General features: G+C 55.7%; 15 protein-coding genes. 7 read left to right on the top strand and 8 right to left on the bottom strand.

The features are described 5' to 3' along the window. The first annotated feature begins 260 nt into the window (after window positions 1-260). Window positions 261-1,754: a dipeptide/tripeptide permease DtpA gene (gene dtpA, locus Q3V30_RS09455; RefSeq protein WP_306212701.1), complete on the top strand. Its 1,494-nt coding sequence runs from the start codon at window positions 261-263 to the stop codon at window positions 1,752-1,754. Window positions 1,755-1,811: 57 nt separating this feature from the next. On the opposite strand, the gene Q3V30_RS09450 is transcribed toward dtpA, so the two are convergent. Further along, the gene (locus Q3V30_RS09450; protein WP_306212699.1) at window positions 1,812-2,693 is read right to left on the bottom strand and encodes a pyridoxamine 5'-phosphate oxidase family protein; all 882 of its coding nucleotides are present in this window, start codon (window positions 2,691-2,693) and stop codon (window positions 1,812-1,814) included. 2 nt (window positions 2,694-2,695) lie between these two features. Then, window positions 2,696-3,313: a glutathione S-transferase gene (locus tag Q3V30_RS09445; protein ID WP_306212697.1), complete on the bottom strand. Its 618-nt coding sequence runs from the start codon at window positions 3,311-3,313 to the stop codon at window positions 2,696-2,698. A gap of 96 nt (window positions 3,314-3,409) precedes the next feature. Here Q3V30_RS09445 and Q3V30_RS09440 point away from each other — a divergent pair, with 96 nt between their 5' ends. Both Q3V30_RS09440 and gstA read left to right on the top strand, forming a co-directional pair. Next, on the top strand, window positions 3,410-4,342 hold the full coding sequence (locus Q3V30_RS09440; protein WP_306212695.1) for a LysR family transcriptional regulator: 933 nt from the start codon (window positions 3,410-3,412) through the stop codon (window positions 4,340-4,342). A gap of 83 nt (window positions 4,343-4,425) precedes the next feature. Next, a complete protein-coding gene (gene gstA / locus Q3V30_RS09435; protein ID WP_306212693.1) occupies window positions 4,426-5,034 on the top strand; it encodes a glutathione transferase GstA in 609 nt (202 codons plus the stop codon). 89 nt (window positions 5,035-5,123) lie between these two features. Here gstA and pdxY read toward each other — a convergent pair whose 3' ends face one another. The 5 genes from pdxY to anmK all read right to left on the bottom strand — a co-directional run bounded on the left by pdxY (window position 5,124) and on the right by anmK (window position 9,632). Next, a complete protein-coding gene (pdxY, locus tag Q3V30_RS09430; protein WP_306212690.1) occupies window positions 5,124-5,987 on the bottom strand; it encodes a pyridoxal kinase PdxY in 864 nt (287 codons plus the stop codon). A gap of 57 nt (window positions 5,988-6,044) precedes the next feature. Further along, a complete protein-coding gene (gene tyrS, locus Q3V30_RS09425) occupies window positions 6,045-7,319 on the bottom strand; it encodes a tyrosine--tRNA ligase (protein ID WP_306212688.1) in 1,275 nt (424 codons plus the stop codon). 135 nt (window positions 7,320-7,454) lie between these two features. Further along, complete coding sequence (gene pdxH / locus Q3V30_RS09420) at window positions 7,455-8,111, bottom strand: pyridoxamine 5'-phosphate oxidase (RefSeq protein WP_306212686.1); 657 nt, start codon at window positions 8,109-8,111, stop codon at window positions 7,455-7,457. Window positions 8,112-8,176: 65 nt separating this feature from the next. Next, complete coding sequence (locus Q3V30_RS09415) at window positions 8,177-8,488, bottom strand: MliC family protein (RefSeq protein WP_306212684.1); 312 nt, start codon at window positions 8,486-8,488, stop codon at window positions 8,177-8,179. 22 nt (window positions 8,489-8,510) lie between these two features. Further along, entirely contained in the window at window positions 8,511-9,632 is a 1,122-nt protein-coding gene (gene anmK, locus Q3V30_RS09410; protein WP_306212681.1) for an anhydro-N-acetylmuramic acid kinase, read from the bottom strand. 276 nt (window positions 9,633-9,908) lie between these two features. Between anmK and slyB the strand changes: the two genes are divergently transcribed. After that, window positions 9,909-10,376: an outer membrane lipoprotein SlyB gene (gene slyB / locus Q3V30_RS09405; protein ID WP_306212679.1), complete on the top strand. Its 468-nt coding sequence runs from the start codon at window positions 9,909-9,911 to the stop codon at window positions 10,374-10,376. Window positions 10,377-10,410: 34 nt separating this feature from the next. On the opposite strand, the gene slyA is transcribed toward slyB, so the two are convergent. Further along, window positions 10,411-10,848: a transcriptional regulator SlyA gene (slyA, locus tag Q3V30_RS09400; protein ID WP_306212677.1), complete on the bottom strand. Its 438-nt coding sequence runs from the start codon at window positions 10,846-10,848 to the stop codon at window positions 10,411-10,413. 148 nt (window positions 10,849-10,996) lie between these two features. Between slyA and Q3V30_RS09395 the strand changes: the two genes are divergently transcribed. The 3 genes from Q3V30_RS09395 to Q3V30_RS09385 are packed head-to-tail and all read left to right on the top strand — an operon-like array spanning window position 10,997 to window position 14,108. After that, window positions 10,997-11,236, top strand: coding sequence for a DUF1656 domain-containing protein (locus Q3V30_RS09395; RefSeq protein ID WP_306212674.1), 240 nt, complete (start codon window positions 10,997-10,999; stop codon window positions 11,234-11,236). After that, window positions 11,233-12,090: an efflux RND transporter periplasmic adaptor subunit gene (locus Q3V30_RS09390; RefSeq protein ID WP_306212672.1), complete on the top strand. Its 858-nt coding sequence runs from the start codon at window positions 11,233-11,235 to the stop codon at window positions 12,088-12,090. Before Q3V30_RS09395 ends, Q3V30_RS09390 begins: the two co-directional genes overlap by 4 nt. Further along, window positions 12,087-14,108 carry an FUSC family protein gene (locus tag Q3V30_RS09385; protein ID WP_306212670.1) on the top strand — a complete coding sequence of 674 codons (2,022 nt, stop codon included), beginning with the start codon at window positions 12,087-12,089 and terminating at the stop codon, window positions 14,106-14,108. The genes Q3V30_RS09390 and Q3V30_RS09385 overlap by 4 nt, the downstream gene beginning before the upstream one ends. Window positions 14,109-14,113 lie beyond the last annotated feature (5 nt).

Here is a 14,113-nt window from a genome sequence, read left to right as displayed (position 1 = left end):
AGACGCGAATCTGTTTTAAGCTGTTTATTCTTAACAAAAAATTGTTAACAGCACATTCATCCATCGATGAATATTTCACCGCAGGTTAACACTTGATTGACGGCGGAGTGCCTTATAAGAAAAAACGCTTGCCTGATCTGCTTCGATCGGCGAAATTAACCGCCGCTTTTCATTTCTTATAATCATGCGGCGAATGCCCACCTTGTGCTACGACGACTTTATTCAGGAGTCGAAACAGGCTACGAACTTCAGAGGTACCAGTGTCAACTGCAAACAAACATCCTGAGGTCAACAGCCTCAATGCGTTCAAGCAACCTAAATCGTTCTATCTGATTTTTTCTATCGAACTGTGGGAACGCTTCGGTTATTACGGCCTGCAAGGCATCATGGCGGTCTACCTGGTAAAAATGCTGGGAATGTCCGAAGCGGAGTCGATCACCCTGTTCTCCTCCTTCAGTGCGCTGGTCTATGGCCTGGTCGCCGTGGGCGGCTGGCTGGGCGATAAAGTGCTGGGCACCAAACGCGTCATCGTGTTGGGTACGCTGGTGCTGGCGCTGGGTTATGCACTGGTGGCCTGGTCGGGTCATGACGTGAGCATGGTTTATATCGGCATGGCGACCATCGCCGTGGGTAACGGCCTGTTCAAGGCTAACCCCTCTTCCCTGCTCTCGACCTGCTACCAGAAAGATGACCCGCGACTGGATGGCGCTTTCACCATGTATTACATGGCGATCAATATCGGTTCCTTCTTCTCGATGCTGGCGACCCCGTGGCTGGCGGCCAAATTTGGCTGGAGCGTGGCGTTCTCTCTCTCATTCATCGGTATGCTGCTGACGCTGGTCAACTTTATGCTGTTCCGCAAATGGGTGAAAAACTACGGTTCTAAGCCCGATTTCGCCCCGCTGCAGGTTGGCAAATTGCTGGCAACGCTGGTGGGTGTCGCCGTACTGATCGTGCTGGCTACCTGGCTGCTGCACAATCAGGGGATCGCCCGCCTGGTGCTGGCGGTGATTGCTGCGGGCATCGTTCTGATCTTCGCGAAAGAAGCCTTCGCGATGAAAGGTGCCGCGCGCCGCAAAATGATTGTCGCGTTTATGCTGATGGTCGAAGCGGTGGTGTTCTTTGTGCTCTATATGCAGATGCCCACCTCCCTGAACTTCTTTGCGATCCGCAACGTTGAACACAGCATCCTCGGCATTGCGTTTGAGGCTGAACAGTATCAGGCGCTGAACCCGTTCTGGATTATGGTTTTCAGCCCGGTTCTGGCTGCTATCTATAACAAAATGGGCGACCGTCTGCCGATGCCGCACAAGTTTGCGGTAGGGATGATCCTCTGCTCTGCTGCGTTCCTGGTGCTGCCGCTGGGCGCGAAGTTTGCGAATCAGATGGGCATCGTTTCCGTTAACTGGCTGATCTTAAGCTATGCGCTGCAGAGCGTCGGCGAACTGATGATTTCTGGCCTGGGCCTGGCTATGGTGGCGCAGTTAGTGCCTCAGCGTCTGATGGGCTTTATTATGGGTTCCTGGTTCCTGACCACCGCTGGTGCGGCGATGATTGCCGGTAAAGTGGCGAATCTGATGGCCGTGCCGGAAAATATCACCGATCCGGTTCAGTCGCTGCACGTCTATGGCGACGTCTTCCTGCAGATTGGTATCGCGACCGGTGTTATCGCCATTCTGATGATGCTGACAGCACCGAAGCTGAACCGCATGACCCAGGATGAGCAGGCCGACTTAAAAGAAGTTAAAGTCTGACGCATTCAGATTGTGATAAGAGTAAGGGCGACAGAGATGTCGCCCTTTTTTTGCCGGTTATCCGGCAGCAACCGAAGAATCAGCGAATTCAACCTCCAGCCCGGCAGGCGGAAAGAGCTGGCGGATGCGCCAGATCTTCTCAATTTCCACAAACCAGAAGCGTTCGGTCAGCCCCTCTCCCCTTTGCCACGCAATCTCCGCTTTACCCTGAATATGCAGCGCGGCTCCCTGCTGGAAATCGGGGATCAGCAGGGCGCAGCGTGGGTCAACCAGCAAATTGCCCAGCGTGTTCATATAGCGGTTGCCAACATAGTCAGGAATTTTTAGTTTTCCCCGCTCCAGCGAAAGAAACCCCGGCACGCCACCCCGATGTGAAATATCCACCCCGCCCGCCTCTGCCTGACGTGGCGCAACGCTTGCGACAAAAAAGGTATCCGCGGCGTAAAGGGCATAACGCGCAGCCGCATCCAGAGCCGCAAGCCGTTCAATCTCAACCAGCCCTTTTCCGGCACTGTAAGGGAGAAGGCGTCGCTGAATATATTTCGGGCAGTTGCCGATGCTTTCCTGTACCTGGATTTCAACGTACTCTTTCTCTACAGCCTGAACCACGCCATTCACCCGGTTACGCCTGCGGTTAGAGAAATCGATTCCCAGCCCCCCTGTCGCCATTCCTGTTTTCAGCACAGGGAGTAAAGGGCTAGCCTGAAGGGAGGCTTGTGTGACTCTTAACAGGTCAGCTCCCGCGCTGCTGATAAACCCCGGCTCCCCTTGTAGTAAAGCCGCCACCGGATAGCCATCCTCCCCCAGCGTGGCCAGGTAAAAAGTGTGCAGACCGGCAAAGAACTGGCGATGCTGCTCAGGCATGGCGGGATAAACTGCGGCCCTGACCTCGCCATAACCCGCCCGCTGCTGTGCCCGTTTTTCCCCGGGATGAAACATGGCTACGTCAACTCAGGATGCGGCAGCGGAGGAAGCCCAATGAAGCCGGGCAGCGCCTCAACATTTTGCAGCCACTGCTGTATGGCAGGATAATCCGCAAGAGAGATACCGCCCTCCGGCGCGCAGGCCACATAGGCGTAGCAGGCCAGGTCAGCCAGCGTAGCCTGTTCGCCCACCAGCCAGCGTTTTCCGGTCAGATGCTGCTCCATTTGCGGCAAAAATTTTGCTGCCACCTGACAGGCCGACTCATAATTCTCCGGCGTTGAAAACTGCCTGATGAGCCTTGCAGAGGCGACGCCATAGCGGATTTCACCGGCTGCTTTTGCCAGCCACTGATGCACCTCCACCTCCTGCAGCAGATCCTGCGGCAGCCAGTGGCTCTCGGGCGCATAACGCTTAACCAGCCACAGCAGAATAGCGTTGCTGTCTGTAATAACGGTTTCGCCCTCCACCAGCACGGGTATCTGCCCAAGCGGATTCAGCGCCAGAAACTGTGCTGTTTTACGTATCTCCGCACCAGCTTCGATCTCTTTAAAGGGGAGATCCAGCATAGTCAGAAGTAATTTTACCCGATGTCCGTGCCCCGATAATGGCGTGTTGTAGAGCGTTAATGCGGTCATGATCTTCTCCTCTTGAGTTTCCCTGAGCTTACTCTTGCAGCAAACGGACGGAAACCTGCATTATGGCAATTCATAATTTCTTTTAGTGGAAGAGTGATGGACAAGCTGGATGAACTTGAGGTGTTTGTGGCGGTGGTGCAGCAGGGTAGTCTGGCTGCAGCGGCACGCAAGCTGCGTCGCTCCCCACCCGCGATTACCCGGGCGCTGGCTTCGCTTGAGAGCCGCTTCGCAGCCAGCCTGATTGAGCGCACCACGCGCAATATCTCCCCAACACCCGCCGGGCTGGCGCTGTTTGAACGAGCCAGGACGCTCCTCGGCGACTATCAACAGGCGATTCAGGACGCCTCAAAATCTCAGCTCAACGGCCTGCTACGCATTACTGCGCCAGTGCAGTTTGGCCGCAAGTATATCGCGCCGCTGGTGCTGGATTTTATCGATCGTTATCCCGGCATTCAGGTTGAACTGCTGCTCAACGACAGCTATCAGGATCTGCTTGAGCAGGGGCTGGACATTGCGGTGCGCATCGGCCAGCTACGCGACTCCTCGCTGGTCGCTGTCGAGACGGGAACCGTTCAGCGTATCCTGCTTGCCAGCCCCGACTATCTGGCGCGCGCCGGCAGTCCGGCTTCTCCGGCCGATTTAACTGCCCATACGCTGATAGCGGGTACCTCCGTCAGTTCGGTCAGAGAGTGGCGTTTTGGCCCGGTCACTCATCAGGAACGCGTGCGCATCCAGCCCGCAATTATGGTTAACGAGGTGGAAACGCAGCTAATCGCTGCCAGAGCGGGTAAAGGCATCACCCGCCTGCTCTCTTATCAGGCTTATGAGGATCTGGAACAGGGGACGCTTTGCGAGGTGCTCCCCGCCAGTCGCCCTGCGCCCCTGCCGGTGCAGCTGGTCACGCAGAATCTGAAATATATGCCTGCCAGAGTCCGGGCATTCTGGGATACGGCCCGGGAAGTGCTGCCAGCACTGGCTTGTCTGCAAGCTGAAAGCATGACACCGGTTAAGAAACAGACAGATTTTTAGTAAAAGTCACGCCATTGCGCTGACTTTTCAGCCAGTTGAAGTAAGCTCAAATGATCTTTTGCTAATCAGCTGTAGGAGCCTGCATGAAACTCTACTTCCAGTCCGGGGCCTGTTCGCTCTCGCCTCACATTGTGTTGCATGAATCTGGTCTTGATTTCACCGTGGTGTCGGTAGATTTAAAGAGTAAAAAAACCGAGCAGAACGATGATTTTTTTGCCATCAATCCGCAGGGCAAGGTGCCCGCGCTGGAGCTGGATGATGGCACGATCCTTACCGAGACCGTGGCGATTGTTCAGTATATTGCAGACCAGAAGCCAGACCGCCAGCTGCTGGCGCCCACGGGCTGCCTGATGCGCTATCAGACGCTGGAATGGCTGAATTTTATCGCCACCGCGCTGCATGAAAATTTCTATGCCCTTTACCGTTCTGGCGTGCCTGAAGAGTACCGGACCCTGGTTCGGGAACAGCTGCAGAGCAAATTTCGCCGGATAAACGGGGTTCTGGAGGGAAAACAGTGGCTGATGGGGCAGCACTTTACCGTGGCCGATGCCTACTTGTTTACGGTGACGCGCTGGGCAACGGCGGTGAAGCTGGATTTAACCGGGCTGGATACGTTAACGACGTGGTTTGAACGAGTGGCAGGACGCCCCGCCGTGGCAGCCGCCTTACAGGCTGAAGGGCTGACCTCCTGAGCCATTTATTTATAAAGCGCCAGCACGCTGTATCAGAGGTTCCTCCCTTTAGTTTTCCCTCTGCCTGAGTAAGGCAGAGGGAAGGATGTTTATGCCAGTTTTTCTGCCGCGAAATGCTGCTGCGGATTAGCAATGCCATCCTGCGCCGCCACCAGCTGTAATTCATACTCGCCCATCTCATGGGTTTTCAGCATCACCTCATACACCGCCGCGGTAATATGCTCCAGCGCCTCCTTCAGTGATTTGCCCTGCAGCAGATCCACCAGCAGCAGCCCACTGGTGAGATCGCCCACCCCGACGGGCTGCCTTACGCCGAAATCGACCAGAGGACGGCTGATATGCCAGGCTTCATCCACTGTTACCAGCAGCATTTCAAACCTGTCGCTGCGCAGCCCTGCTCTTGCCAGGTGCTTCACCAGCACCACTTTCGGCCCTTTAGCAATCAGCTCACGGGCGGTGGCAACGGCCTGCCGGACATCGGTGACCGCATGTCCGCTCAGCATCTCCAGCTCAAGCAGGTTTGGGGCAATGATATCGCTGGCGGGCAGCGCAGAGCGGGTATGAAACTCCGCCACGCCAGGCGCCACAATACAGCCCTTTTCAGGGTGGCCCATCACCGGATCGCAGAAATACCACGCCGCAGGGTTGGCCGCTTTTACCTGGCGCACAATCTCCAGAATCTGCTCGCCCTGCTCTGCCGAGCCTAAATAGCCGCTCAGCACCGCATCGCAGGTTTTCAGACGGTCGATATCCGCAATCCCTTTAACAATTTCGGTCAGATGCGTGGCGGGCATCACCACGCCGGTCCAGTGCCCGTACTGCGTATGGTTGGAAAACTGAACGGTGTTCAGCGGCCAAACGTTTGCGCCCATGCGGCGCATAGGAAATTCAGACGCGCTGTTGCCCGCATGGCCAAACACCGTATGCGACTGTATAGAGAGAATGTTTTTCATAACGAACCCTGCCAGAAAAGAAAGGCCGGACTGGCCGGCCTGTGGTGATGTTCTGTTTTATTTCCAGACGATCAGGCTGTAATTCTTTTTGCCACGACGCAGCAGCGTAAAGCGATCAAACAGGCGGTCTGCATCAGTAAATAGATACTCTGCGCTGAGCTGAGGCTCGCCGTTGATGCTGACCGCTTTGGAGTCAATCAGCTTGCGGGCCTGTCCGCGGGATGGCGCAAGGTCACCATCCACCATAGCCTGCTGCAGATCCTGCCCGCGCTCCAGCTCGATGAACGGCATGCCATCCTGCGCCAGCTGCTCGAAGTCAGCTTGCGTCATCTCATTCAACGCGCCGGAGAAGAGACTTTTGGTGATACGCACCGCCGCGGCAAGGCCTTCTTCGCCATGCACCAGTTTTGTCACCAGCTCAGCCAGCACATATTGCGCACGAGGCGCTTTGCCGCTGTTTTTGTCTTCCTCTTCCAGCGCATTGATCTCTTCAAGGCTCATAAAGGTGAAGAACTTCAGGAAACGATAAACATCGGCATCTGCGGTGTTGATCCAGAACTGGTAGAACTTGTAAGGGCTGGTTTTGCTGGCATCAAGCCAGACAGCGCCGCCTTCGGTTTTACCGAACTTGGTGCCGTCCGATTTGGTGATCAGCGGCACGGTCAGGCCAAAGACCTGGTTCTGGTGCAGACGGCGGGTCAGATCGATACCGGAGGTGATGTTGCCCCACTGGTCGGAACCGCCAATCTGCAGCGCCACGCCATGCAGCTCGTTCAGGCAGGCAAAGTCATAACCCTGCAGCAGATTGTAAGAGAATTCGGTAAAGGAGATGCCCTGATCGTCACGGTTAAGGCGCTGCTTCACCGCCTCTTTATTAATCATCTGATTAACGGAGAAGTGCTTACCAATATCGCGCAGGAAGGTCAGCACGTTCATGTTGCCAAACCAGTCGTAGTTATTGGCCGCGATAGCGCTGTTTTCACCGCAGTCGAAGTCGAGGAAAGGGGCAACCTGATGGCGGATTTTTTCCACCCATTCATTCACCGTCTCGTTGGTATTGAGCTTGCGCTCCGCCGCTTTAAAGCTGGGATCGCCAATCAGGCCGGTGGCGCCGCCCACCAGAGCAATCGGGCGGTGTCCGGCATCCTGGAAGCGTTTCAGGCAGAGTAACGGCACCAGATGCCCCAAATGCAAGCTGTCGGCAGTGGGATCGAAGCCGCAATAGAGTGCGATTGGCCCCTGCGCCAGTCGCTCTGCTAACGCCTCTTGATCCGTGACCTGGGCTACCAGGCCCCGCTCTTGCAATTGTGTGATCAGGTTACTGCTGGCCATCTTTGACTCCATGTAAAAAAGTCTGCACCTAAGCTGGTACACAGCTTTCCGCTGATTCGCGGAGGAAAAATAAGGCATATAGAATAAAGCGCTGGCGCACTCTGTGCCAGCGCTTAACAGGATTATTTCAGGGGATCAGGGTGCCAGGCGATCGATTTTCCAGCTATCCGCTTCACGCTGGTAGAAAAAGCGGTCATGAAGACGATGCTCGCCCCCCTGCCAGAACTCCATTGAATCGATTTTGATGCGGAAACCGCCCCAGAAACTGGGCAGCGGCACTTCGCCCTGCTGAAATTTTTGCTTCAGCTCGAGGAATTTGCCCTCCAGCACGCCTCTGGCGGAGATGCGGCTGGACTGTTTCGAGACCCACGCGCCAATCTGGCTCTCCCGCGGGCGGCTGTGGAAATACTTCATCACCTCCAGCATGGAGAGTTTCTCTACCGTTCCCAGCACCATCACCTGACGCTCCAGCATGTGCCACGGAAAGAGCAGGCTGATGCGCGGATTACTCTCCAGATGGCGCGCCTTGCGGCTGCCCAGGTTGGTATAGAAGACCATGCCGCGCTGATCGAAATGCTTCAGCAGCACGATGCGCTGGTAGGGTTGGCCCTGTTCGTCCACGGTTGCCACGCTCATCGCCGTAGGATCGGGCAGTTGCGCCTCAACAGCCTGGCCCAGCCACTGCTCAAACAGCATCAGCGGGTCGGCAGGCAGATCGTTACGGCGCAGGCCGCCACGGGTATATTCACGGCGCAGATGGGCAATCTGCTGCAGGTTGTCGCTTTCGTTCATCGCTCAGGCTTCAGCTCGAAGGGGGATGCCGCATTGTGCGCTTCATCCCGATGGGTTTCAACGGGTTAACTGCCATTGAGGCGACAGTCATTGATAATGACTTTATCGTTTCGTTCGATAAATGCCCCGTCACCTTTAGACCAGAAAACATAGACTCCGTCACTGTAGCGGGTACCGGAGGCGGCTACCTGCTGTTTTAACGTCAGCGGGTTACCATCAAGGATAAGGTTAACCTCCTCACGGCTATTATCAAGGATCACCGTCAGGGGCAGCGTGCCGCAGGTGTAATGCAGGGTTTTCTGCTGCTCGGGGGCGGAATGGAAATAGCTGCAGCCTGACAGTAACGCCAGCGTGGACAGTAAAAGTATCTTCTTCATTCTCTCTCCTGTGAACTAAGGGTTAGCGATAAGAGGCTGGATTAGCCGGATAGATAGCGCCAATCACCGAGGCTTCTTTTGCTCCCGTCACGGAGGGCAAATTGCCTGGCAGACCCGATAAAGTACGGTAGGCGAGCCAGGCGAAAGCGAGCGCTTCCATATCGTCACCGCTGATCCCCGCTTCATCGGTGCTGCCCACTTCGGTTCCCGGCAGCTGTGCTGCCAGCCGCGACATCAACAGGGGGTTCCTGCTGCCTCCGCCACAAACCAGCAGCCGCTCACACCCGCCGCACAGCATGACCTGTTCTGCGATAGTCACTGCGGTAAGTTCCACCAGCGTCGCCTGGACATCCTGCGGTTGCAGCCCCGGGAAGGCAGCAAGCTGTTGCGCGATCCAGCCCAAATTAAAGTATTCGCGGCCCGTGGATTTTGGTGCCGGTAGTGAGAACCAGGGATCGCTCAGCATCTGTTGCAGCAGCGGTCTGATAACGCTGCCCTGTCGGCCCCATTCGCCATCCTTATCATATCCTTTGCCCTGGTGGCGCCAGATCCAGGCGTCCAGCAGCATGTTGCCAGGGCCGGTGTCATAGCCACCGATCGGTTTGCCTGGGATCAACAGTGAAAGATTGGCGATGCCGCCGATGTTCAACACCATTCGGCGCTCTTCCGGATGCATCAGAATGGCCTGATGGAAGGCGGGAACCAGCGGAGCGCCCTGGCCGCCAAGCGCCATATCGCGACGGCGGAAATCACCCACTACGGTGATGCCGGTAGCAGCGACAATCTGGTTGTTATCGCCAATCTGCAACGTGTTTGGCGCCTCCCCCCGCGGCTCATGCCAGACCGTTTGCCCGTGGCAGCCGATCGCCGTAATATCCTCTTTCTCAAGCCCTTCACGCTGAATAAACGTCTGCACCGCTTCGGCAAACGCCCTGCCCAGCTGCGTGTCTATCTGGCCCAACTGAGAGAGCGTTAATGACTGTCCCTGACAGATCCCCAACACCGCCTGACGCAACGCTGGCGGCATAGGATGACAATAGCTCGCCTGCTGCGCCACCATATGCTCATCAATGGCAGCCAGCACCACATCAATGCCATCCAGGCTGGTGCCGGACATCACGCCAATATAGCGCCCTGATTTCATTGTTTCGCCTTACCCACTGGGGTTTGCTGAATTTCCTGCCTACAGCGTCGCAAAATCAGGCGGGCAATTCTATGATTAACTAACCATTTTTGAAGACTGACTGGATATTTAGCTCTCTTTACGCAATTTTGCAGCTGATTGATTTATGGTTTATCGATGTTGCGCTACGCTGGGGGTAGCAGTTTTTTTACCCACCTTAGCGGCTTGTGCCATATAATTACCCTATTGAACGCTGCGCAATTGACTGCAGCAAATGGAAAATAAAGGAGTTTTACGATGATTAAGCGTTTATTAGTCGTGGCACTGACTGGCGTGACATTGGCAGGATGCAGCAACACTGACACGCTTTCTGGCGATGTTTACAGCGCCTCAGAAGCCAAGCAAGTGCAAAACGTCACTTACGGAACGCTGGTTTCCGTACGCCCGGTTCAGATTCAGGGCGGTGATGACAACAATGTTATCGGTGCTATCGGCGGTGCGGTGCTGGGGGGCTTCCTGGGGAATACGCTGGGCGGCGGTACGGGCCGTAGCCTTGCTACCGCTGCTGGCGCAGTGGCTGGCGGGGTAGCGGGTCAGGGCGTACAGGGCGCCGCTAACAAAACGCAGGGCGTGGAGCTGGAAATCCGCAAAGATGACGGCAACACAATTATGGTGGTGCAGAAACAGGCGGCCAGCCGTTATGCCGTCGGCCAGCGTGTAACAATGGCCTCCAACGGAAGCCAGGTCACCGTTTCACCACGCTAAGCAAAAATAAAAAAACCGGCCTCAGCCGGTTTTTTTATTCATCCCGACCCTGTAGTTCCAGGATATTTTTTTCGAGACGAGCTATCAGCGTCACCAGTTTGTCGATTTCACTTTGCGAAATACCTGACAAAATATCATCCCGGGTGGCATCAATAACATGTTCAACCTGGGTAATGATTGGCGCGGCTTCAACCGTGAGCTTAATCCGCTTGGCGCGGCGATCGCTGGCACAGGTCGTTCGGGTAATTAAGCCCTTCTCCTCCAGCTGATCCAGCGTACGCACCAGTGAGGGTTGCTCAATACCGATCGCCTTGGCTAACTGAATTTGTGACTGCTCAGGCGGCAGTTGATGAATATTGTGCAGAGTAACCCAGTGCGTCTGCGTGAGTTCCAGTGGTTTAAGGCGCTGATCGATTAATGACCGCCAGATACGCACCAGTCTGGCGAGATCCGTTCCTAATGGGGTATCCAATTTCATCTCCTTATAATTAGCTTGCTAGCTATTATGCCTTATTTTAGACTATTCTGCGAGTTTACAGGACAAAATACAAATTCATCACTTTTGAAACGTATTGATTACCCGGCGCGCCGCAAACGGCCTGGCAAGAAGGATTTACTCCGTGGATAACGCCTATTTCTCCTCCTCCTCACCGCTAACAGACCTGGTTTTTGGCGCCTCGGTGTTTTTCCCACCGATTTTCAAAGCCGTACTGCTGGGGTTTTTCTTCTGGCTGTTACTTCATCCCCTACTGCGGGGCTGGATCTACTCTGGTGAAATCTGGCACCCAACGCTGCTGGATCTCTCACTCTTTATTCTTTGTGTCAGCGCTTCGCTCTGGTTGCTGCAGGTGAACGGATGAAATTCAGCACGTTAAAATATTTTTCCACGGTGATTTTCTTTGCAGCGGCGCTCTGTGCCGGCTGGTGGTTGTGGAATTACTATATGCAGTCCCCCTGGACCCGGGATGGCAAAGTCCGCGCAGAGCTGGTTAATATCACCCCGCAGGTTTCCGGGCGCATTGAGCAGCTGCCCATCAAAGATAATCAGTTTGTCACCCGAGGCACCACCTTAGTGATGCTGGATGATGAACCTTACCGGATTGCCGTGCTGAATGCTGAGGCACAGCTGGCAAAAGCGCAGTCCGATCTGCTGAAAGCACAGCATGAAGCGCGACGCCGTCAGAGCCTGCCGCGCAATGTAATCTCCGCAGAGGATCTGGATGCAGCCAACCTCAGTGCCAGGGGAATGGCCGCAGCAGCAAAGGCGGCTCAGGCAGAGCTGGACCAGGCGAAATGGAACCTCTCGCAAACCCGGATAACGGCACCCACCGACGGCTGGATCAGCAACCTGGTGGTGCGTCCGGGAAATTATGCCACCAGCGGCACGCCGCTGTTTGCCCTGGTCGACAGCCATTCGTTTTACGTCATGGGCTATTTTGAAGAGACCAAGCTGCGGCATATCCGTGCAGGTTATAAGGCCACCGTGCGCCTCTATAGCGATAACAGAGCCTTACAGGGGGAAGTTGAGAGCATCGGCCGGGCTATCTATGACCAGAGCGTTGAAACTGACAGCGGACTGGTGCCGGATATCAAACCAAATGTCCCCTGGGTCCGTCTGGCTCAGCGCGTGCCGGTACGTATCCGCCTGACAGCTCTCCCGGCGGATCTGCCGCTGGTGGCGGGAACTACCTGTACCGTCTCAATCCAGCCATGAATTTAAGCGGGCTTGCATGGCAAAACCTTCCGTGGCTTAAAGCTACCGCAGGTCAGTGGCGTTACGCCCTTCGCAACGCCATGGCCATGTGTCTGGCGCTGAGCATTGCCTATGGTCTGCAGCTGGATGAACCCTACTGGGCGATGACTTCGGCCGCAGTGGTCAGCTTTCCCACCGTAGGTGGCGTAATCAGCAAAAGTCTGGGGCGCATCGCCGGTAGCCTGCTGGGAGCAGGCGCAGCTCTGCTGATTGCCGGGCATACGCTTAACGAACCCTGGCTGTTTGCTCTCTCGATGTCCGCCTGGCTGGCGCTTTGTACCTGGGTTGCCAATCATTATCAAAATAATGTGGCCTACGCCTTTTCACTGGCCGGATACACAGCGGCGATCATCGCCTTTACCACGGTCAATATTACCGATATCAACGATCTGTGGAATATTACTCAGGCGCGGGTATGCGAAGTGATTTCCGGCATCCTGTGCGGCGGGCTGATGATGATGATCCTGCCGAGCACCTCAGATGGCGATACGCTGATCCACTCATTAAAAGCGATGCATACCCGCCTGCTGGAGCATGCCGGGTTACTGCTGCAGCGAGAAACCACCGATAACGTGCGCAGCGCGCATGAGAACGTTATCGGTCAAATCCTGACCATGAACCTGTTAAGGATCCAGGCGTTCTGGAGCCACTACCGCTTTCGCCGGCAGAACAACGTACTCAACTATGTTCTTCACCAGCAGCTGCGGCTGACCAGCGTCATCTCCAGCCTGCGCCGGATGCTGCTTAACTGGCCCGAGCCGCCGGAGATCCTGTTTACCACGCTGCAGGCACTGCTCAGCGAGCTGGCAAAACCAGAGTGTAATAAATATCGCCTGGCGCAAATTCTGAGTCAGGCAGCCCCTGGCGACCAGCACGATTATCGTCATCAGGCCTTCTGGCACCGCCTGCGCTATTTCTGCTGGCTCTATCTGAATATCAGCCGCTGGCTGAGGCAGTTCGAACGTGCTGATGCCGACACGACGCTTTCTCCGCCTGCCGTCCCGGCGCTGGCGCGTCATGCCGACAGTGCTGAAGCGAGCTGGAGCGCACTGCGCACGTTTATCGTTATTCTGCTGGGTTGCGCCTTCACCATTACCACCCAGTGGGAGTCCGGTGATGCCGCCATTACCCTTGCGGCCATTAGCTGCGTGCTCTATTCATCCGTGCCTTCCCCCAGTAACAGCGTCTCGTTGTTGCTGAAAACGCTGCTGTTGCTGAGCCTCTTCAGTTTTATCATCAAGTTCGGGCTGATGGTGCAGATCAGCGTGCTGTGGCAGTTTTTACTCTTTCTCTTCCCTTTGCTCATCACGCTACAGCTGTTTAAGCTGCAGCAGAAAAATCGCGCCAGCCTCTGGGCACAACTGATTGTGTTTGGCGGATCGTTTCTGGCGGTGACTAACCCGCCTGTCTACGACTACCAGGCGTTTCTGAACGATAATCTGGCGAAGGTTTTTGGCGTGATGCTGGCCTGGCTCGCCTTTCAGATCCTGCGCCCCAGCTCGGATAAACGCCGTAGCCGCAGGCACATCCGTGCTCTGCGTCGGGAATTCCTTGACCAGCTCAGCCGCCGCCCTCACCTCAGCCAGAGCACCTTTGAATCGCTGATTTATCACCGGGTCAATCAACTCAACAGCAGTCGCGACGACCGGGCTCGTTTATGGTTGCTGCGCTGGGGCGTGGTGCTGCTGAACTGCTCACATATTCTCTGGCAGCTGCGCGAATGGCACAGTGACGCCAGCGAGCTGACCGAAATGCGCGAGGCGACGCTGCAAAATTTACACCGAATCATCGGCGAACGCGGCGTGCATCACCATTCACTGGCGCAAACGCTAGCAGAGTTAGAGCAGAGGATTGAGAGGCTACAGGCTATCGGCAAAGACGAGGCCAGCGAGCTGGCGGGAATTATCTGGCGGCTGTTCTGTTCCTTATCGCAGTTGCAACAGGCGCTGCCGGAGGAGGCACGAGCGGCAAGCGCCTGATACGA

This window comes from Erwinia pyri, from assembly GCF_030758455.1.
Lineage (GTDB): Bacteria > Pseudomonadota > Gammaproteobacteria > Enterobacterales > Enterobacteriaceae > Erwinia > Erwinia pyri.
Note: the sequence above shows the minus strand (reverse complement) of the source record. Positions and strands in the feature narration are given on the sequence as shown.